Source organism: Pseudomonas sp. Tav-5-1A (genome assembly GCF_055755055.1).
In genome coordinates this window covers 1,599,069-1,618,066 of sequence record NZ_CM146901.1, presented here as the reverse complement: position 1 = coordinate 1,618,066, position 18,998 = coordinate 1,599,069, and the positions used below count along the sequence as shown (strand labels likewise).

Sequence of the window (18,998 nt, the reverse complement as noted above, 5' to 3'; positions counted from 1 at the left end):
ATTCCGGACAGACAACATGGCCGCGCATTCTACATGGGTTCGCCCGGCTTGCGGCTGGCGGGCGTTCTCGTTATAAGTCTCGGCACTTTTCGTTACAAGGCGCCTTTTTGCCGACCATGAGCCAGACCGAACCGCTAGACCAGGAAAACGTGTTCCAGCTGAAGGGCAGCATGCTCGCCATCACCGTGCTGGAACTGGCCCGCAACAACCTTGAAGGCCTGGACCGCCAGCTGGCGGCCAAGGTTGCCCAGGCCCCGAATTTCTTCAGCAACACCCCGCTGGTGCTGGCGCTGGACAAGCTGCCGGCCAGTGAAGGGGCGGTCGACCTGCCGGGCCTGATGCGCGTGTGCCGCCAGCATGGCCTGCGCACCCTGGCCATTCGCGCCAGCCGCATCGAGGACATCGCCGCCGCCATCGCCATCGACCTGCCGGTGCTGCCGCCGTCGGGCGCGCGTGAACGGCCGATAGAATTGGAGCCGCCCAAGCCCAAGCCGCCGGAGAAACCGCCGGCGCCGGTGGTAAATCCGACGAAAATCATTACCTTGCCGGTGCGCAGCGGCCAACAGGTCTATGCTCCGGGGGGCGACCTGGTGGTCATGGCCACCGTCAGCTCCGGTGCGGAACTTCTGGCCGATGGCAACATCCATGTGTACGGCCAAATGCGCGGCCGGGCCCTGGCGGGTATCAAGGGCGACACAAAGGCGCGCATCTTCTGCCAGCACCTGGGTGCCGAGCTGTTGTCCATCGCCGGCCAGTACAAGGTCTCGGAAGACCTGCGCCGCGACCCCTTGTGGGGGGCAGGCGTACAAGTCAGCTTGTCTGGTGATGTGTTGAACATCACCCGCCTTTAACGGATACTGCCGCCATTTTCCGTACAACTTTTAAACTTGGCGGCAAACGGCCATTATCACGGCCGGCCGACTGCAGTTGTTTACAAGTCATGCTTTCATTCAGGGACTAGCAATCCTTTTTCATTAGGGGTGATACACCTTGTCCAAGATTCTCGTGGTTACATCCGGCAAAGGTGGTGTGGGCAAGACCACCACCAGCGCCGCCATCGGTACCGGCCTGGCCCTGCGCGGCCACAAGACTGTCATCGTCGACTTCGACGTGGGCCTGCGCAACCTCGACCTGATCATGGGCTGTGAACGCCGCGTGGTGTACGACTTCGTCAACGTGGTGAACGGCGAAGCCAACCTGCAGCAGGCCCTGATCAAGGACAAGCGCCTTGAGAACCTGTACGTGCTGGCGGCCAGCCAGACTCGTGACAAGGACGCGCTGACCAAGGAAGGCGTGGAAAAAGTGCTGATGGAGCTCAAGGAAACCTTCGAGTTCGTGGTCTGCGACTCCCCGGCGGGCATCGAGACTGGCGCCCACCTGGCCATGTACTTCGCCGACGAAGCCATCGTCGTCACCAACCCCGAAGTGTCCTCGGTACGTGACTCGGACCGCATGCTGGGCCTGCTGGCCAGCAAGTCGCGCCGCGCCGAGCGCAACGAAGACCCGATCAAGGAACACCTGCTGTTGACCCGCTACAACCCCGAGCGCGTGAGCAAGGGCGAGATGCTGGGCGTGGAAGACGTCAAGGAGATCCTGTCGGTGACCCTGCTGGGCGTGATTCCCGAGTCCCAGGCGGTGCTCAAGGCCTCCAACCAGGGCGTACCGGTCATCCTCGACGACCAGAGCGACGCCGGCCAGGCCTATAGCGACGCCGTCGACCGACTGCTGGGCAAGAACGTGGAACACCGCTTCCTCGAACAGCAGAAGAAAGGATTCTTTGAGCGGCTCTTTGGGGGTAACTGATGAGCATTTTTGACTTCTTTCGTTCCAAAAAGGTCAATACCGCGTCGGTAGCGAAAGAGCGTCTACAGATCATCGTGGCGCACGAACGTGGCCAGCGCAGCACCCCGGACTACCTGCCTGCCCTGCAGAAGGAGCTGGTGGAAGTGATCCGCAAGTACGTCAATATCGGCAACGAGGACGTACAGGTGGCGCTGGAAAACCAGGGCAGCTGCTCGATCCTGGAACTCAACATCACCCTGCCTGACCGCTAACCCGGCCTGGCAGCACCCGCGGCGATTGCCGGTGTCCCCTGGTGGGAATACCGACAATCGCCGTTGGCGTTTCTACCGAGACAATTTCAATGCCGCTGTCGAACATCCACATCCTGCATCAGGATGACGCCATCCTGGTGATCAACAAGCCGACCCTGCTGCTGTCGGTGCCTGGCCGTGCCGAAGACAACAAGGACTGCCTGATCACCCGCCTGCAGGAAAACGGCTACCCCGAGGCGCGCATCGTGCACCGCCTGGACTGGGAAACCTCGGGCATCATTCTGCTGGCCCGCGACGCCGACACCCACCGCGAGCTGTCGCGGCAGTTTCATGACCGCGAAACCGAAAAGGCCTACACCGCCCTGGCCTGGGGCCAGCCGGAACTGGACAGTGGAAGCATCGACCTGCCGCTGCGCTACGACCCGCCCACCAAGCCGCGCCACGTGGTGGACCACGAGCAGGGCAAGCACGCCCTGACCTTCTGGAAGGTGCTGGAGCGCTGCGGCGACTGGTGCCGCGTAGAGCTGACGCCAATCACCGGCCGCTCGCACCAGCTGCGCGTGCACATGCTGTCCATCGGCCACCCGCTGCTGGGCGACGGCCTGTATGCGCACCCCGAGGCCCTGGCGGCGTACCCGCGGCTGTGCCTGCACGCCAGCATGCTGAGCTTCACCCACCCCACCACGGGCGAACGCGTGCGCTTCGAGTGCCCCGCGCCGTTCTGACGGCGCCCTGCCTTGAAACCTTCCACCGTAGCCGCTGCCGCAGGCTGCGCTGGCCCTCAACCACACTGAAGATCTCCAGTGTGCAAGCGGGCCAGCGCAGCCTGACGGCAGCGGCTACAAACGCGCCCACAGCTGCGTTCAATACGTTAAACTCGCGCCATTGCTGTCTGGAGCCAACTATGCGCGAAGCTTTGAACCAGGGCCTGATCGACTTCCTCAAGGCCTCCCCCACGCCCTTCCACGCCACCGCCAGCCTGGCCATGCGCCTGGAAGCGGCCGGCTACCAACGCCTCGACGAGCGCGACACCTGGGCCACCGTGGCCGGCGGGCGCTATTACCTGACCCGCAACGACTCCTCCATCATCGCCTTCAAGCTGGGCCGTCATTCGCCCCTGCTGGGCGGCATCCGCCTGGTGGGCGCCCACACCGACAGCCCGTGCCTGCGCGTGAAGCCGCAGCCCGAGCTGCAGCGCCAGGGTTTCTGGCAGCTGGGCGTGGAAGTCTACGGTGGCGCGCTGCTGGCGCCGTGGTTCGACCGTGACCTGTCGCTGGCCGGCCGTGTCACCTTCCGCCGCGACGGCAAGGTGGAGAGCCAGCTGATCGACTTCAAGCTGCCGATCGCCGTGATCCCCAACCTGGCCATTCACCTCAACCGTGAAGCCAACCAGGGCTGGGCCATCAACGCCCAGACCGAGCTGCCGCCGATCCTGGCCCAGGTGGCCGGCGACGAACGCCCGGACTTCCGCGCCCTGCTCACCGACCAGCTGGCCCGCGAACACGGCCTGAACGCCGACGTGGTGCTGGACTATGAACTGAGCTTCTACGACACCCAGAACGCTGCGGTGGTGGGCCTGCACGGCGAGTTCATCGCCGGCGCGCGCCTGGACAACCTGCTGTCGTGCTACGCCGCGTTGCAGGCGCTGCTCAACGCCGACAGCGAGGAAACCTGCGTGTTCGTGGCCAACGACCACGAAGAGATCGGCTCGTGCTCGGCCTGCGGCGCCGACGGCCCGATGCTGGAGCAGACCCTGCGGCGCCTGCTGCCCGACGGCGACGACTTCGTGCGCACCATCCAGCGTTCCTTGCTGGTGTCGGCCGACAACGCCCACGGCGTGCACCCCAACTACGCCGAGAAGCACGACGCCAACCACGGCCCGAAACTCAACGCCGGCCCGGTGATCAAGGTCAACAGCAACCAGCGCTACGCCACCAACAGCGAGACCGCCGGTTTCTTCCGCCACCTGTGCATGGCCGAGGAAGTGCCGGTGCAGAGCTTCGTGGTGCGCAGCGACATGGGTTGCGGCTCCACCATCGGCCCGATCACCGCCAGCCACCTGGGCGTGCGCACCGTGGACATCGGCCTGCCGACGTTCGCCATGCACTCCATCCGCGAGCTGTGCGGCAGCCAGGACCTGGCACACCTGGTGAAAGTGCTGGAAGCGTTCTACCGCAGCCGCGAGCTGCCGTAATCCCGCCACCCCGTAGCAGCGGCCGCAGGCCGCGTCCAATGGCGCCGAACCGCGTCAGGGCCGGACGCCGCCTGCGGCAGCTGCTACGGGGTAAATTTCATGATCCGGATCAAACCCGGCTGCGCTGGCGGGCCTAAACTTAGTACAGGCCCCCTCGCACAAGGACAACGGTCATGGACGAATTCACCTCCCTGCTCATCCAGGTCAGTGCCAGCCTCGGCTTGCTGACCTTCGGCTTCAGCCTGCGCGAACGCAATATCGGCGTGCTGATGCTCTGGCTCGGCATGCTCTGCCTGCTCGGAATAGTCCTGTATAAAATCCTCGTGCGAATCGGCGCATAACCGCTCGCCTTGGGCCTTGGCGCCTCGTACACTCCCTCGATCAAGAATTACCCTGGGTTCATTGTCGAGTGTCTGTCTCCTTGCGTCTGCCTGCCCTGTTTTTCCTCCTGCTGACCTGCCTGCTGGCCGTGCTGCCACAGGCTGAGGCGGCCGGCCTGCCGAGCCTGCTCGGCAGCGGCCAGAAAGCCCAGCCACAACCCACCGAGCCGTTGGCGCAGTCACTGGACCAGGTGATCAACTCCCTGGAAAACGACCAGCAGCGCACGCAACTGCTCACCGACCTCAAGCGCCTGCGCGACACCACCAAGAAGGCCCAGCCGGCCGGTGAAGAAGGCGTGCTGGGGCTGATTGGCAGCACCCTGGGGCAGTTCGAGAAACAGTTCGCCGGCGAAGACAGCCCGTTCAACCGCTGGTCCAACGAGTTCGACCAGGCCGGGCAAGAGCTGTCCGACCTGATGCTGCCGGTGGCCCAGTGGCCGCCGATCATCTTCGGCTTCGTGCTGATCATCCTGGTGTGGAGCCTGCTGGCCTACGCCCTGAACTGGATCAGCCACCACATCCGCATGCGCTTCGGCCTCAGCGAGGAACTGCCCCAGCACCCGCGCACCCTCGACCTGCTGCGCTTCGCCCTGCGCAAGCTGGGGCCATGGCTGGTGGCGCTGATCATCACCGTGTGGGTGGGCTACGCCCTGCCCTCGTCGCTGGGCAAGGACCTGGCCATGGTGCTGGCCTACGCGCTGGTGGTGGGCACCTGCTTCTCGGCCATCTGCGTGGTGGCCTTCTCGCTGCTCGACGGCCCGCACCGCCACCGCGCCCTGTACATCCTGCGCCACCAGGCGTTCCGGCCGCTGTGGCTGATCGGCAGCTTCGCCGCCTTCGGCGAGGCGCTGAACGACCCGCGCCTGGTGGCCAGCCTGGGCTCGCACCTGGCCCACACCGCCGCCACCCTGGCCAACATGCTGGCGGCGCTGTGCACCGGCATGTTCATACTGCGCTTCCGCCGCCCGGTGGCCCACCTCATCCGCAACCAGCCGCTGGCCCGGCGCCTCACCCGCCGCGCGCTGAGCGACACCATCGAGATCCTCGGCACCTTCTGGTACCTGCCGGCGCTGGTGCTGGTGGGCATCTCGCTGCTGGCCACCTTCATCGACGCCGGCGACACCAGCACGGTGCTGCGCCAGTCGCTGGTGTGCACGGTGCTGCTGGTGCTGTGCATGGTCTGCAACGGCCTGGTACGCCGCCACGCGGTGCGGCCGCACAAGCGCATGAAACGCCACGCGGTGTACTCCGAGCGCCTGCGCAACTTCGGCTACACCCTGGTGCACCTGTTGATCTGGCTGTGCTTCATCGAGCTGGGGCTGCGGGTGTGGGGCATGTCGCTGATCCGCTTCACCGAGGGCGACGGCCATGACATAAGCGTCAAGCTGTTCAGCCTGGCCGGCACGCTGATCCTGGCCTGGCTGGTGTGGATCCTGGCCGACACCGCCGTGCACCACGCCCTTACGCACTCGCGCAAGGGCCTGGCCAACGCCCGCGCGCAAACCATGATGCCGCTGATCCGCAACGTGCTGTTCATCGCCATCTTCATCATCGCCGCCATCGTCGCCCTGGCCAACATGGGCATGAACGTCACGCCGCTGCTGGCCGGTGCCGGCGTCATTGGCCTGGCTATCGGTTTCGGCGCCCAGTCGCTGGTCGCCGACCTGATCACCGGCCTGTTCATCATCATCGAGGACTCCCTGGCCATCGACGACTACGTGGACGTCGGCGGCCACCTGGGCACGGTGGAAGGCCTGACCATCCGCACCGTGCGCCTGCGCGACATCGACGGTATCGTCCACACCATTCCGTTCAGCGAGATCAAGAGCATCAAGAACTACTCGCGGGAGTTCGGCTATGCCATCTTCCGGGTCAACGTGCCGCACACCATGGACATCGACACCGCCATCAAGCTGATGCGCGACGTGGGCCAGAAAATGCGCACCGACCCGCTGCAACGGCGCAACATCTGGTCGCCGCTGGAGATCCAGGGCGTGGAAAGTTTCGAGTCTGGTACAGCCATCCTGCGTGCCCGCTTCAAGACCGCGCCCATCAAGCAATGGGAAGTGTCGCGGGCGTTCAACCTGGCGCTCAAGCGCCAGCTGGACGAGTCCGGCCTGGACCTGGCCACCCCGCGCCTGAGCGTGCAGGTGGTGACCAGTGCCGGTGGCACGGTGACAGCGGAGGCCGCTGCACCTTCGACCTGAGTTTGTCCGATCCGACAATAGACCTAGGGCGCCACACGGGTTAGCGTTGTGGCTTCGACTTCTTCCAAGTGCAGTAGAGGGAACCCGCGATGCTTGGCCCCGACCTTGCCAGCCAGCTGATGCAAATCGACGAGGCGTATTTCAGGCACACCGGCAAGCACCTGCCCATGGCCATCCCCGGCGCGCCGGTGGACCTGTCGTGGGTGCACGACCAGGCGCCCTACGGCCTGCTGGCCCACGACGGCAGTGACAACCCGCGCTTCATCTACGCCAACCGCCAGGCGCTGCGCTGCTTCGACTACCCGCTGGACAGCTTCATCGGCATGGTCTCGGAGCTCAGCTCGCCGCCCGAGCAGCGCGCCGCGCGCCAGCATTACCTGGAGCGCGTGCGCAAGGCCGGCTACAGCTTCAACTACCAGGGCGAACGCTACTCGCGCAGCGGCCAGACCTTCCAGATCTACGACGGCGAGATCTGGGAACTGTCACCGCCCGAGGCGTCGCTGCGCATCGGCCAGGCGTCGCTGTTCTGGCTGACGGAAGTGGAAATCAAGGCGGCGAGACATCGGCACTGAGCCGGATGGCGTCGTGCCGCCAATACTCCAGGTCACAGTCGATCAGCCGCCCCTGCTGGTCATGGTTGACCCGGGTGATGCGCAACCCGGGGCTGCCCAGTGACACCCGCAACGCACTGGCGGCCTCGGCCCGCAGCGCCGTTGGCGCCATTTCAAAACGCACCCGGCCATACTCGATGCCGTAGTGACGCGCGTAGATCTCGGTCAGCGGCTGGTTCAGGTCCAACTCGAGAATGCCGGGGAAATACTGCGGGTTCAGGTAGTGCTCCACGTACAGCACCAGGCGCTGGTCGATGCAGCGGGTGCGGCACAGCTGAATCACGCTGGACAGCGGCGGCAAGTGCAGGTTGGCGCAGATCGCCGCCGACGCGGGCACCAGCCGGCCTGACAGCAGCTGGGTGGACGGCTCGCGGCCCTGCTCGCGGACCATGGCGTGGAAGTGGCTGCGCTTCATCAGGTCGTAGGTCAGGCGTGGCGGCGAGATGAACCAGCCGCGGCGCTCCTCGCGGTAGATCAGCCCCCGGGCCTCCAGTTGCACCAGCGCCTCGCGCAGGGTGATGCGCGTGGTGTCGAACACTTCGCTGAGCTTGCGCTCGGCCGGCAGCTTGCAACCGGCGGCCAGCAGGCCATGCTGGATTTGCTCTTGCAGCGCCTGGCAGATGGCGGTGACGGCTCGGGGTGCACTGTTACGCATCGTTTCAACCTGTCTGGACTAGACCAGCGACAAAAAGGGGCAGCGCTGGCGGCGGTGGGCCATGGCTGCAGCCTAGGCAAAATAAATGACCGCGGGATGACAAGCATCGCGGAAAAGCCCTACATCAAGCAGCGCAAGCCGTTGCAGATCAGGCAGTTAAATCTGAACTACGCTTATTCCCCACGGGCAGCGCCAAGGCCGCTGCAAGGCCCGCGCCAGCCCGCCATACATCAAATTGTCATCACCCCCACCTAGATTGGCTCAGGTCTTGCTGATCTAGACCACCTCGCGACACCGTCCAGATAAAAACCAGCGTTCGCTGAACGCGCCCAAGGAGCTTCGGATGAAAAAGCTTTTCCTGGCATCACTGGTAGGCATGGGCATCACCATGAGCATCAACGCCATGGCTGCCGACGTCGATTTGAACACCCTGGAAGCGGCCGCCAAGGCCGAAGGCGCGGTCAACAGCGTCGGCATGCCCGATGACTGGGCCAACTGGAAAGGCACCTGGGCGGGGCTGCTGGCCAAGTACGGCCTGACCCACATGGACACTGACATGAGCTCGGCCCAGGAAGTGGCCAAGTTCGCCGCCGAGAAAGACAACGCCAGCGCCGACATCGGCGACGTGGGCGCCGCCTTCGGCCCCATCGCCGAGAAGCAGGGCGTGACCCAGCCCTACAAGCCGACCACCTGGGACCAGGTGCCGGATTGGGCGAAAGACAAGGACGGCCACTGGGCCCTGGCCTACACCGGCACCATCGCCTTCATCATCAACAAGCAGCTGGTCAAGGATGAAGACGCGCCCAAGAGCTGGGCGGACCTTGAGAAAGGCAAGTACAAGGTGGCCATCGGTGACGTGAGCACCGCGGCCCAGGCGGCCAACGGCGTGCTGGCCGCAGCCATTGCCCGCGGCGGCGACGAAAGCAACCTGCAGCCGGGCCTGGAGCTGTTCACCAAGCTGGCCCAGCAGAAGCGCCTGTCGCTGGCCAACCCCACCATCCAGACCCTGGAAAAGGGTGAAGTGGAAGTGGGCGTGGTGTGGGACTTCAACGGCCTGAGCTACCGCGACAAGATCGACCCCACCCGCTTCACGGTGCTGATCCCCTCCGACGGCACGGTGATTTCCGGCTACACCACCATCATCAACAAATACGCCAAGCACCCGAACGCGGCGAAGCTTGCGCGTGAATACATCTTCAGCGACGAAGGCCAGTTCAACCTGGCGCGCGGCCATGCCCGGCCGATTCGTGCCGAGCACCTGAAGCTGCCGGATGACGTCGCCTCCAAGCTGCTGCCCAACGAGCAGTACAAGAACGCCAAGCCGATCAAGAACGCCGACGCCTGGGAAAAGAGCTCCAAGGAGCTGCCGCAGAAGTGGAACGAGCAGGTCATCATCGAGATGAACTGATACCTGTGGGAGCTGGCTTGCCAGCGAGCTTTTGGGGGCACTGAAAAGCTCGCTGGCAAGCCAGCTCCCACATCTGTGCAAGCCCTGGCAACAGAGTACTCAGAGGCGAAACCATGCCCCACAAAACCCTCCTGGTCCTGCTCGACGGCCTCAGCCATCAGGTCGCCGAGCACGCCATGGGCCACCTGCAGGCCTACGTCGGTGCCGGCAAGGCCGCGCTGTACCAGCTTGAGTGCGAGCTGCCGGCGCTGTCGCGGCCGTTGTACGAATGCATTCTCACCGGCGTGGCGCCCATCGACAGCGGCGTGGTGCACAACAACGTCAGCCGCCTGTCCAACCAGCGCAGCGTGTTCCACTACGCCAGCGCGGCCGGCAAGGTCACCGCCGCGGCCGCCTACCACTGGGTCAGCGAACTGTACAACCGCTCGCCGTTCAATGCCGCCCGCGACCGCCACACCCAGGCGCCGCAATTGCCCATCCAGTTCGGGCACTTCTACTGGGCGGACAACTACCCCGACTCGCACCTGTTCGCCGACGGCGAGGACCTGCGTCTCAAGCACCAGCCTGACTTCCTGCTGATCCACCCCATGAACATCGACGACGCCGGGCACAAGCACGGCCTCGACAGCGCCCAGTACCGCAACAGCGCCCGCGGCGCCGACGTGATCCTGGCCGATTACCTGCAAGGCTGGCTCGACGCCGGCTACCAGGTACTGATTACCGCCGACCACGGCATGAACAACGACCGCTCCCACAACGGCCTGCTGCCCGAAGAACGGCAAGTGCCGCTGTTCGTGCTGGGCGACGCCTTCAGCCTCGACCCCGCGGCACGCCCGCGCCAGACCGAGCTGTGCGGCACGCTGTGCGAGCTGCTGGGCGTGCCCCACGACAAACCGCTGTGCCGGGAGTTGCTCAAGTGAGCCAGCCAACCAGAGGGCGCGGCTGGGCCATCCTGCTGCTGATACCCTTCGCCGCCGTGTTCTTCATCTTCCAGATCGCCCCGCTGCTGTGGGTGGCCATCCACAGCCTGCAGACCGACAGCGGCTGGAACCTGGACAACTTCATCAGCGCCTTCAGCTCGCGCTTCTACCGCCAGGCCATGCAGTTCAGCCTGGAGATCAGCTTCTGGTCGAGCCTGTTCGGCATCATCATCGCCGTGCTGGGCAGCTACTCCCTGCGCCGGGTTGACTCCAAGCTGCGCGACTTCGTCAGCGCCTTCGCCAACATGACCAGCAACTTCGCCGGGGTACCCCTGGCGTTCGCCTTCATCATCCTGCTGGGCTTCAACGGCAGCCTGACCATGATCCTCAAGCAGGCCGGCATCATCGAGGACTTCAACCTGTACTCCAAGACCGGGCTGATCATCCTCTACACCTACTTCCAGATACCCCTGGGGGTGTTGCTGCTGTACCCGGCCTTCGACGCCCTGCGCGAGGACTGGCGCGAGTCGTCCGCGCTGCTGGGCGCCAGCGCCTGGCAGTACTGGCGGCACATCGGCCTGCCGGTGCTGACCCCGGCGCTGCTGGGCACTTTCGTGATCCTGCTGGCCAACGCCCTGGGCGCCTACGCCACGGTGTACGCGCTGACCACCGGCAACTTCAACGTGCTGCCCATCCGCATCGCCGCCATGGTGGCCGGCGACATCAGCCTGAACCCCAACCTGGCCGCCGCCCTGGCGATGATATTGGTGGGCATGATGACCCTGGTCACCGTGGTCCACCAGTGGCTACTCAAGAGGAGCTACCATGTCGCGCGCTGAAGCCAGCCCGGCGGCGCTGTACCACCGCGTGGTGGTGTGGCTGCTGTTCCTGATCCTGCTGCTGCCCCTGGCGGGCACCCTGCTCTACTCCCTGGCCACCAGCTGGTCGGCGACCATCCTGCCTAGTGGCCTGACGTTCCAGTGGTACGTGCAGCTGTGGAGCGACACGCGTTTCCTGCACGCCTTCGGCCAGTCGCTGATCGTCTGCGTGGGCTCGCTGGCCTTGTCGGTGGTGCTGATCCTGCCGCTGCTGTTCGTGGTGCACTACCACTTCCCGCGCCTGGACGCGCTGATGAACATCCTCATTTTGCTGCCCTTCGCGGTGCCGCCGGTGGTGTCGTCGGTGGGCCTGCTGCAGCTGTACGGCTCCGGGCCTATGGCCATGGTCGGCACGCCGTGGATCCTCATCGGCTGCTACTTCACCGTGGCGCTGCCGTTCATGTACCGGGCCATCACCAACAACCTGCAGGCCATCAACCTGCGCGACCTGATGGACGCCGCCCACCTGCTGGGCGCCAGCACCTTCAAGGCGGCGCTGCTGGTGGTGCTGCCCAACCTGCGCAAGGGCCTGCTGGTGGCGTTGCTGCTGTCGTTCTCGTTCCTGTTCGGCGAGTTCGTGTTCGCCAACCTGCTGGTGGGCACCCGTTACGAGACCCTGCAGGTGTACCTGAACAACATGCGCAACAGCAGCGGGCACTTCAACAGCGCGCTGGTGATTTCCTATTTCGTGTTCGTGCTGGTGCTGACCTGGGCCGCCAACCGCCTGACCAAGGACAAAGACTGATATGAGTTTCGTCAGCGTCGAACAACTGCAGAAGCACTACGGCGACACCCCGGTGTTCAGCGACATCAACTTCACCATCGCCCGCGGCGAATTCGTCACCCTGCTGGGCCCCTCGGGCTGCGGCAAGTCGACCCTGCTGCGCTGCATCGCCGGGCTGACCCCGGTGAACAGCGGGCGCATCCTGCTGGACGGCCACGACCTGGTGCCGCTGAGCCCGCAGAAGCGCGACATCGGCATGGTGTTCCAGAGCTACGCGCTGTTCCCCAACATGACCGTGCAGCAGAACGTGGCCTTCGGCCTGCGCATGCAGAAAGTCGCCAAGGACCAGGTCACCCAGCGCGTGGACGAGGCCCTGCGCCTGGTGGAGCTGCACGACCTGGCCAACCGCTACCCGCACCAGCTGTCCGGCGGCCAATGCCAGCGCGTGGCCCTGGCCCGCTCGCTGGTCACCCGCCCGCGCCTGCTGTTGCTGGACGAACCGCTGTCGGCGCTGGACGCGCGCATCCGCAAGCACCTGCGCGAACAGATCCGCGCCATCCAGCAGGAACTGGGGCTGACCACCATCTTCGTCACCCATGACCAGGAAGAAGCCCTGACCATGAGCGACCGCATCTTCCTGATGAACAAGGGCCTGATCGTGCAGAGCGGCGACGCCCAGAGCCTCTACACCGCCCCCACCGACGCCTTCGCCGCCGGCTTCATCGGCAACTACAACCTGCTCGACAGCGACCAGGCCGGCAAACTGCTGCAACGCCCGGTACACACCCGCCTGGCCATCCGCCCGGAGGCCATCAGCCTGAGCCTGACCGGCGAGCTGGAAGGCGAGATCCGTAGCCACAGCCTGCTGGGCAACGTGATTCGCTACCGGGTGCATGCGCGTGGCGTGGAATTGGTGGTGGACGTGCTCAACCGCTCGGCGAGCGATTTGCTGCCCAACGGGCAACGGGTGTCGCTGGCTATCGATGCACAGGCACTTTGTGAGGTAGCCTGACAAAAGAGCTTTTGATGTTGATCCGCTGTTGATCTGCTTGTGATCTGGCTTTTGATCTTGATCTGGCTTTTGATTGTATGCCCCGTAAAGCGCCAGGGCCGACTGGAGGCGTCGCTCAACGGGCTGCCCGAAGGGCCGAGGCCGCAGGCCGAAGAGACGGTAACCCGCCCGCTTCTATAGCGGGTGCCGTCTGCCCGTTGAGCGGCGCCGGAAGGAGGGGACCCGTAGCGCAGCGGAGGGCCCAAGCAGGGGCAAGCGTTTTTTGCTTACTTTTTTTGGCGTTTGAAAAAAAGTGAGTCGCCGTAAGGGCGAAACGGTCGGTGATCGCACCGCGAAAATGGATATGTCCGAAACCCTCAAAAGCGGGATCCACATATCGTGAACATATCCATTACCGAGGGTGATGCACAATCACCTTTTCGGCCTTACGCCGAGTCACTTTTTGACAGACGCCTCAAAAAGTAACCAAAAAAGGCTTGCCCCTGCTTGGTCCCTCCGCTTCGCTGCGGGTCCCCTCCCTCCGGCGTCGCCCAAGCGGCCGACGGCCCGGAATAGAAGCGCCTCCGGTTCCGTCTTCCCCGGCTACGCCAGGGACCGCTCGGTCAACGCCTCCAGTCGGCCCTGGCGCTTTATGGGGCACACAATCAAGATCAAGAGCCGCACGGGATCAAGATCAAAAGCCGGATAGCGGTGCGGCTGAAATTGGTGCGGCTGAAATTATTGTGTGAATCAATCTGAAGGACTACTTGTATGGCACTGGCAATCTTCGACCTGGACGAAACCCTCATCCACGGCGACTGCGCAACCCTGTGGAGCGAACAGATGGCCCGCCTGGGCTGGGTGGACCCCGAATCGTTCATGCGCAAGAACAACGAACTGATGGACGCCTACAGCCAGGGCAAGCTGGCCATGGAAGACTACATGGCCTTCAGCCTGGAACCCATGATCGGCCGCACCCCCGAGGAGGTCGAGCACCTGGTGGGCCCCTGGGTGGAGGATTTCATCGAGCCCATCATCTTCAGCGAAGCCACCAGGACCATCGCCGCCCACCGCCGGGCGGGCGACCGCATCCTGATCATCTCTGCCTCGGGCACCCACCTGGTCGGCCCCATCGCCGAGCGCCTGGGCGTGGACGAGATCCTGGCCATCGACCTCGACGTGCAGCACGGCGTGTACAGCGGCGCCACCGTGGGCACCCTGACCTACCGCGAAGGCAAGATCACCCGCCTGCTGGAATGGCTGGACCAGGAAGAAGAAAACCTCGAGGGCGCGACCTTCTACTCCGACTCACGCAACGACCTGCCGCTGCTGCTCAAGGTCGACCACCCCCAGGTGGTCAACCCCGACCCGGTGCTGCGCGAACACGCCGAAAAGGCCGGCTGGCCGATTCACTCCTGGACGTGATTGCGCCGGTAGACGTCCTCGCCCATGGCCGCGATCTGCCCATCGATCAACGCGTCGAAAGGCGCCAGCAGCGGCTGGAATGACGCGGGGGCTTCCAGCACTTCCAGGGCCTGGGTGATGGCCTCGATGGTGGACAGCGCGCCGGCCGCGGGCGCCTTGCGCAAGCGGTAGCGCGAAGGCGGCGCACCGTCGAGGGTCACCCGCGGCAACGCCGCCAGCACGGGGTTGAGGTGCAGCAGCTTGCGCGCCTTGCGCCAGGTGCCGTCGGGCACCACCAGCAGCATTGGCTGCTGCCCCGCGGCACTGGCGGCCAGCGGCTGCGCATCCTCGCCGGGGAACAACAGGCAGGCGCGGTAGCCGGGCGGGTTCAGCAGAGCCGGGTCAACCGTTTCGCCCACCACCAACTCGGCGTTCACCAGCCCCAGCGCCGCCAGGCGCGCGGTGTTGAGGGCATGGTTGACCTCGCTGGGGTGCTGCAGGATAAGCACGCGGGTGCGGCTGGGCAGACTGGGAATCAGCGCGCACAGGCAGCGGGATTCAGGGCGGTTGCAGCGGGGGCAGATGATTCGAGGCATGCCCCATTTTGCCACAGAACCCAGCTTCCACGCCCATCAACTGTAGCCGCTGCCGAAGGCTGCGCTGGCCCGTGCATACACCGCAGATCTCCAGCGAGGCTGAGGGCCAGCGCAGCCTGGCGGCAGCGGCTACGGGGCGGCGAAACCCGCGGCAGGTCAGCGGCTAAAGCGCTCTGCCAGGTCGTGCAGGTACTCCGCCATGCGCTCCAGCTCCTGGCTGATCTGCGCGCCCTCGCGCGCCTGGGTGGCGCTGCGGTCGCACAGCTGGGCGATGCGGGTGATCTGCTGGTTGATGTCCTCGGCCACGTGGCTCTGCTGCTCCGAGGCCGTGGCCATCTGCTGGCTCATGCCGGTGATGCGGCTCACCGCCTGGGTAATGCCCACCAGCGCGGTCTGCACGGCCTCGACGCTCTGCACGCTGTCCCTGGAGATCTGCTCGCCACGGGTGGCGGTGTGCACGGCGCGGTCGGCGCCAGCCTGCAGCGAGGTGATAATCTGGTGGATCTGCTCGGTGGACGTGCGCGTGCGCATGGCCAGCGAGCGCACTTCGTCGGCCACCACGGCAAAGCCCCTGCCCTGCTCGCCGGCGCGCGCCGCTTCAATAGCGGCATTGAGCGCCAGCAGGTTGGTCTGCTCGGCAATGGCGGTGATCACGTCGGCGACGCTACCGATGGACTGGGTCTCCTGGGCCAGGGCGTTGACCGCCTGGCCAATCTCGCTGACCGCGCCACTCATCAGGCCCATGGCCTGCAGGCTCTGCTGGGCCAGGGCGCTGCCCTGCTGGGCGAGCTGGTCGGCGTCGGCGGCGGCCACGGCGGTGTTCTGCACGTTGTGCGCGACCTCCTGGATGGTGGCGGCCATCTCGGCGATGGCCGTGGCCGACTGGTCGGTCTCGCTGCGCTGGCGGTCCAGCAGCTCGGCCTGGGCGCCCGACAGGCCCGACGACTGCGAGGCGCGCTCGCGCACGCTGACGCCGGCGTCCACCAGCCGGGTTAGCGCTGTCTGCAACCGCGCTTCTTCACTGAACATAGCCAGGTCCAGGCGCCCCTGGGCGCCGGGGGTGTCGCTGTAGGTGAGGGCCACCAGCGGGCTGGTGAAGGATTTCGGGTGGTCGCCCAGGGTGCGTTCGATGTCACGCACCTGGCGCCGTTCGGTCAGCGCCCAGGCGCCCACCAGGCTGGCCAGCACCACCAGCAACGCCGGGTAGCCATCGAGGAGGAAGTGGCTGACCACCGAGACCACCGCCGCGGCCAGGATCGGCCAGCCCCGCAGGAACGCCTTGCCCAGACGCGCCGCTGGCGCCACCGGGGATTTGCCGGCCCGCAGGCGTGCATACAGTTCACTGGCGCGGCGGATCTGCTCGCGGCTGGGCACCGAGCGCACCGACTCGAAGCCGCTGATGCGGCCGTGCTCGTAGATAGCGGTGACGTAGGCGCTCACCCAGTAGTAATCGCCGTTCTTGGCGCGGTTCTTCACCACGCCCATCCACGGCTTGCCCAGCTTGATGGTCTCCCACATCTGCGCGAACACTGCCGGCGGCATGTCCGGGTGGCGCACCAGGTTGTGGGGCTTGCCCACCAGCTCGTCGTAGGTGAAGCCGCTGATGCTGACGAAGGCATCGTTGCAGTAGGTGATGTTGCTGTTCAGGTCTGTGGTGGAGATCAGCCGCTGGTCGCTTGAAAAGGTGCGTTCGTGTTCGGTAATGGGCAAATTCATGCGCATCGTTGGGCCGTCCATGCTGTCGATGAGAAAATGTGTCATCAAGCTCTGAAAGGTGTAGCAGAGCATTTCAGGGCTGTAGGGGCGTTCGACGCGCCGAGTATCGGCAAACGCACAAATAATGGCGTTTTAGCGGTGCGACCCAGCGCCGCACCGCTGGATTCACACCGGCGTAAGCTGCGCCTTGAGCAGGTCGCGGAAGGTCTGGATCAAGGGCTCGCGGCTGCGACCGCGGCGAGTGATCATGGAAAATGGCGCCTGATAGCCGAAAGTGGCCGGTGATAGCACCCGCAGGTCGCCTTTGTCGGCCCAAGGCTGGGCGTAATGTTCGGGCAGGTAGCCGATGTAGGCGCCCGACAGCACCAGGATCAACTGCGCCTCCATGCTCTCTACCGTGGCGGCGCTGTGCTTGAAGCCGTGGCGGGCCAGTTCGGCCTGGCTCCAGTAGCCACGGCCGACCATGCGCTGCTGGGTAATCACCTGCTCGGGAATGCGCCGCTCGGCGTACAGCGGGTGGCGGTTGCTGCAGTACAGCCAGTGCTGCTCGCGGTAAAGCGGCTGGTAGACCAGGCCACTCATGCGCGTGGAAAACGCGCCGATGGCCAGGTCCAGGCGGTTTTCCTGCACCCCCAGTTGCAGCTCGTAGGGGCTGGACACCGACAGGTGCAGGTGCACCGCCGGGTGTTCCTGGCAGTAGGCGCCGATGGCCTCGGCGAACGGCAGCGCGCGGTCGCTGACCGTGGAGTCGATGACCCCCAGGTTGAGGGTGCCGCGCAGCTCGCCCTTGAGGGCGGCGGCGTACTGCTCGAAACCTTCCATTTCCGCCAGCAGGCGCAGGGTCTCCTGGTGGAACAGCTCGCCCTTGCTGGTCAGGCTGAAGCCGCCGCGGCCGCGGTGGCACAGCACGATGCCCAGGGCCGCCTCCAGCTGGCTCATGTAGGTGCTGATGGCCGAGGTGGACAGGTTCAGCTCCTGCTGGGCATTGGCGAAGCCCTGGTGGCGGACGACGCTGACGAAGATGCGCAGCAGTTTCAGGTCGGGAAGTGCGTTGGCCATGGCATCACATCAGGAGTTCAAGGGCCCGTAGCAGCTGCCGAAGGCTGCGTCGGCGCGGGGAAAAGCGACGCAGCCTTTGGCAGCTGCTACGGGGGCTGCGGATTAGTGTAACGCCATTACTTCAGAAAAATCTGAACTAAGTATTTCTCTGTAGCGATTCTTCAGGGTCACTACCTTTATGCAGACTCCGCCTCAACGTGCCGGCCTTGACCGAGCGCAAAGAAAAAATACAAACGATGAGGTAACCCGTGGACAAGATTCTTCACCAACCACTGGGCGGTAACGAAATGCCGCGTTTCGGCGGCATCGCCACCATGATGCGCCTGCCCCACCTGCAAACCGCAGCCGGCCTGGACGCAGCCTTCGTCGGTATTCCGCTGGACATCGGCACCTCCCTGCGCTCCGGCACCCGCTTCGGCCCACGCGAGATCCGCGCCGAATCGGTCATGATCCGCCCCTACAACATGGCCACCGGCGCCGCCCCCTTCGACTCGCTGTCGGTGGCCGACATCGGCGACGTGGCGATCAACACCTTCAACCTGCTGGACGCCGTGCGCATCATCGAAGAAGCCTACGACGAGATCCTGGAACACAACGTCATCCCGCTGACCCTGGGCGGCGACCACACCGTGACCCTGCCGATCCTGCGCGCCATCCACAAGAAGCACGGCAAGGTGGGCCTGGTGCATATCGACGCCCACGCTGACGTCAACGACCACATGTTCGGCGAGAAAATCGCCCACGGCACCACCTTCCGCCGCGCCGTGGAAGAAGGCCTGCTGGACTGCGACCGCGTGGTGCAGATCGGCCTGCGCGCCCAGGGCTACACCGCCGAGGACTTCAACTGGAGCCGCAACCAGGGCTTCCGCGTGGTGCAGGCCGAAGAGTGCTGGCACAAGTCGCTGGCGCCGCTGATGGAAGAAGTGCGCGCCAAGGTCGGCGACGGCCCGGTGTACCTGAGCTTCGACATCGACGGCATCGACCCGGCCTGGGCGCCTGGCACCGGCACCCCGGAAATCGGCGGCCTGACCACCATCCAGGCCATCGAGATCGTGCGTGGCTGCCAGGGCCTGGACCTGGTCGGCTGCGATCTGGTAGAAGTCTCGCCGCCCTACGACACCACCGGCAACACCTCGCTGCTGGGCGCCAACCTGCTGTACGAAATGCTCTGCGTGCTGCCGGGCGTGGTCCACCGCTGAGG

General features: G+C 65.1%; 19 protein-coding genes and 1 pseudogene. 15 read left to right on the top strand and 5 right to left on the bottom strand.

What is annotated here, in order from left to right; translation table 11 throughout:
- The first annotated feature begins 107 nt into the window (after positions 1-107).
- From minC to AC0J42_RS07265, 8 genes are all read left to right on the top strand, one after another.
- The gene (gene minC, locus AC0J42_RS07300) at positions 108-851 is read left to right on the top strand and encodes a septum site-determining protein MinC (protein ID WP_416422953.1); all 744 of its coding nucleotides are present in this window, start codon (positions 108-110) and stop codon (positions 849-851) included.
- A 139-nt stretch (positions 852-990) separates the two neighbouring features.
- Positions 991-1,803, top strand: coding sequence for a septum site-determining protein MinD (minD, locus tag AC0J42_RS07295; protein ID WP_027977290.1), 813 nt, complete (start codon positions 991-993; stop codon positions 1,801-1,803).
- Positions 1,803-2,054, top strand: a complete 252-nt coding sequence (minE, locus tag AC0J42_RS07290; RefSeq protein ID WP_008366588.1) for a cell division topological specificity factor MinE — start codon at positions 1,803-1,805, stop codon at positions 2,052-2,054. The genes minD and minE overlap by 1 nt, the downstream gene beginning before the upstream one ends.
- A gap of 89 nt (positions 2,055-2,143) precedes the next feature.
- Positions 2,144-2,779, top strand: a complete 636-nt coding sequence (locus AC0J42_RS07285; protein ID WP_027977289.1) for an RluA family pseudouridine synthase — start codon at positions 2,144-2,146, stop codon at positions 2,777-2,779.
- Between the two features lie 179 nt (positions 2,780-2,958).
- Positions 2,959-4,248, top strand: a complete 1,290-nt coding sequence (locus tag AC0J42_RS07280; protein ID WP_416422952.1) for a M18 family aminopeptidase — start codon at positions 2,959-2,961, stop codon at positions 4,246-4,248.
- A 173-nt stretch (positions 4,249-4,421) separates the two neighbouring features.
- The gene (locus tag AC0J42_RS07275) at positions 4,422-4,589 is read left to right on the top strand and encodes a hypothetical protein (RefSeq protein WP_416422951.1); all 168 of its coding nucleotides are present in this window, start codon (positions 4,422-4,424) and stop codon (positions 4,587-4,589) included.
- A gap of 80 nt (positions 4,590-4,669) precedes the next feature.
- The gene (locus AC0J42_RS07270) at positions 4,670-6,835 is read left to right on the top strand and encodes a mechanosensitive ion channel family protein (RefSeq protein WP_473005643.1); all 2,166 of its coding nucleotides are present in this window, start codon (positions 4,670-4,672) and stop codon (positions 6,833-6,835) included.
- Positions 6,836-6,924: 89 nt separating this feature from the next.
- The gene (locus AC0J42_RS07265; RefSeq protein WP_416422949.1) at positions 6,925-7,407 is read left to right on the top strand and encodes an MEKHLA domain-containing protein; all 483 of its coding nucleotides are present in this window, start codon (positions 6,925-6,927) and stop codon (positions 7,405-7,407) included.
- Here the strand turns inward: AC0J42_RS07265 and AC0J42_RS07260 are convergent.
- The gene (locus AC0J42_RS07260) at positions 7,382-8,101 is read right to left on the bottom strand and encodes a UTRA domain-containing protein (RefSeq protein ID WP_416422948.1); all 720 of its coding nucleotides are present in this window, start codon (positions 8,099-8,101) and stop codon (positions 7,382-7,384) included. The two genes, AC0J42_RS07265 and AC0J42_RS07260, sit on opposite strands and share 26 nt — an antisense overlap.
- Before the next feature lie 343 nt (positions 8,102-8,444).
- Between AC0J42_RS07260 and AC0J42_RS07255 the strand changes: the two genes are divergently transcribed.
- From AC0J42_RS07255 to AC0J42_RS07230, 6 genes are all read left to right on the top strand, one after another.
- Complete coding sequence (locus AC0J42_RS07255) at positions 8,445-9,509, top strand: ABC transporter substrate-binding protein (RefSeq protein WP_416422947.1); 1,065 nt, start codon at positions 8,445-8,447, stop codon at positions 9,507-9,509.
- A gap of 113 nt (positions 9,510-9,622) precedes the next feature.
- A complete protein-coding gene (locus AC0J42_RS07250) occupies positions 9,623-10,429 on the top strand; it encodes an alkaline phosphatase family protein (protein ID WP_473005642.1) in 807 nt (268 codons plus the stop codon).
- Positions 10,426-11,268 (top strand): ABC transporter permease, encoded by an 843-nt coding sequence (locus tag AC0J42_RS07245; protein WP_473005641.1) that lies wholly within the window; start codon positions 10,426-10,428, stop codon positions 11,266-11,268. Before AC0J42_RS07250 ends, AC0J42_RS07245 begins: the two co-directional genes overlap by 4 nt.
- A complete protein-coding gene (locus AC0J42_RS07240) occupies positions 11,255-12,052 on the top strand; it encodes an ABC transporter permease (protein ID WP_473005640.1) in 798 nt (265 codons plus the stop codon). The genes AC0J42_RS07245 and AC0J42_RS07240 overlap by 14 nt, the downstream gene beginning before the upstream one ends.
- Before the next feature lies 1 nt (position 12,053).
- Complete coding sequence (locus AC0J42_RS07235) at positions 12,054-13,043, top strand: ABC transporter ATP-binding protein (RefSeq protein ID WP_473005639.1); 990 nt, start codon at positions 12,054-12,056, stop codon at positions 13,041-13,043.
- A 750-nt stretch (positions 13,044-13,793) separates the two neighbouring features.
- Positions 13,794-14,447, top strand: a complete 654-nt coding sequence (locus AC0J42_RS07230) for an HAD family hydrolase (RefSeq protein ID WP_473005638.1) — start codon at positions 13,794-13,796, stop codon at positions 14,445-14,447.
- On the opposite strand, the gene AC0J42_RS07225 is transcribed toward AC0J42_RS07230, so the two are convergent.
- The 4 genes and pseudogenes from AC0J42_RS07225 to AC0J42_RS07210 form a co-directional block, all read right to left on the bottom strand.
- Positions 14,432-15,022: a tRNA-uridine aminocarboxypropyltransferase gene (locus AC0J42_RS07225; RefSeq protein WP_473005637.1), complete on the bottom strand. Its 591-nt coding sequence runs from the start codon at positions 15,020-15,022 to the stop codon at positions 14,432-14,434. The two genes, AC0J42_RS07230 and AC0J42_RS07225, sit on opposite strands and share 16 nt — an antisense overlap.
- Positions 15,023-15,178: 156 nt before the next feature.
- Positions 15,179-16,294 carry a methyl-accepting chemotaxis protein gene (locus AC0J42_RS07220; protein ID WP_473006820.1) on the bottom strand — a complete coding sequence of 372 codons (1,116 nt, stop codon included), beginning with the start codon at positions 16,292-16,294 and terminating at the stop codon, positions 15,179-15,181.
- A 138-nt stretch (positions 16,295-16,432) separates the two neighbouring features.
- A pseudogene (locus AC0J42_RS07215) lies at positions 16,433-16,738 on the bottom strand (PAS domain-containing protein); the annotation flags it as partial.
- 165 nt (positions 16,739-16,903) lie between these two features.
- Positions 16,904-17,797: a LysR family transcriptional regulator gene (locus AC0J42_RS07210; protein ID WP_416422940.1), complete on the bottom strand. Its 894-nt coding sequence runs from the start codon at positions 17,795-17,797 to the stop codon at positions 16,904-16,906.
- Between the two features lie 248 nt (positions 17,798-18,045).
- Here AC0J42_RS07210 and speB point away from each other — a divergent pair, with 248 nt between their 5' ends.
- Positions 18,046-18,996: an agmatinase gene (gene speB / locus AC0J42_RS07205; protein WP_027977277.1), complete on the top strand. Its 951-nt coding sequence runs from the start codon at positions 18,046-18,048 to the stop codon at positions 18,994-18,996.
- Positions 18,997-18,998 lie beyond the last annotated feature (2 nt).

What these genes read in the sequence shown, in the direction of transcription:
- AC0J42_RS07260 (WP_416422948.1), bottom strand. Translation starts at nt 8,101, where the DNA reads ATGCGTAACAGTGCACCCCGAGCCGTCACCGCCATCTGCCAGGCGCTG.
- AC0J42_RS07250 (WP_473005642.1), top strand. Translation starts at nt 9,623, where the DNA reads ATGCCCCACAAAACCCTCCTGGTCCTGCTCGACGGCCTCAGCCATCAG.
- AC0J42_RS07240 (WP_473005640.1), top strand. Translation starts at nt 11,255, where the DNA reads ATGTCGCGCGCTGAAGCCAGCCCGGCGGCGCTGTACCACCGCGTGGTG.
- AC0J42_RS07275 (WP_416422951.1), top strand. Translation starts at nt 4,422, where the DNA reads ATGGACGAATTCACCTCCCTGCTCATCCAGGTCAGTGCCAGCCTCGGC.
- minE (WP_008366588.1), top strand. Translation starts at nt 1,803, where the DNA reads ATGAGCATTTTTGACTTCTTTCGTTCCAAAAAGGTCAATACCGCGTCG.
- AC0J42_RS07235 (WP_473005639.1), top strand. Translation starts at nt 12,054, where the DNA reads ATGAGTTTCGTCAGCGTCGAACAACTGCAGAAGCACTACGGCGACACC.
- AC0J42_RS07265 (WP_416422949.1), top strand. Translation starts at nt 6,925, where the DNA reads ATGCTTGGCCCCGACCTTGCCAGCCAGCTGATGCAAATCGACGAGGCG.
- AC0J42_RS07255 (WP_416422947.1), top strand. Translation starts at nt 8,445, where the DNA reads ATGAAAAAGCTTTTCCTGGCATCACTGGTAGGCATGGGCATCACCATG.
- AC0J42_RS07285 (WP_027977289.1), top strand. Translation starts at nt 2,144, where the DNA reads ATGCCGCTGTCGAACATCCACATCCTGCATCAGGATGACGCCATCCTG.
- AC0J42_RS07210 (WP_416422940.1), bottom strand. Translation starts at nt 17,797, where the DNA reads ATGGCCAACGCACTTCCCGACCTGAAACTGCTGCGCATCTTCGTCAGC.
- AC0J42_RS07225 (WP_473005637.1), bottom strand. Translation starts at nt 15,022, where the DNA reads ATGCCTCGAATCATCTGCCCCCGCTGCAACCGCCCTGAATCCCGCTGC.
- AC0J42_RS07230 (WP_473005638.1), top strand. Translation starts at nt 13,794, where the DNA reads ATGGCACTGGCAATCTTCGACCTGGACGAAACCCTCATCCACGGCGAC.
- AC0J42_RS07280 (WP_416422952.1), top strand. Translation starts at nt 2,959, where the DNA reads ATGCGCGAAGCTTTGAACCAGGGCCTGATCGACTTCCTCAAGGCCTCC.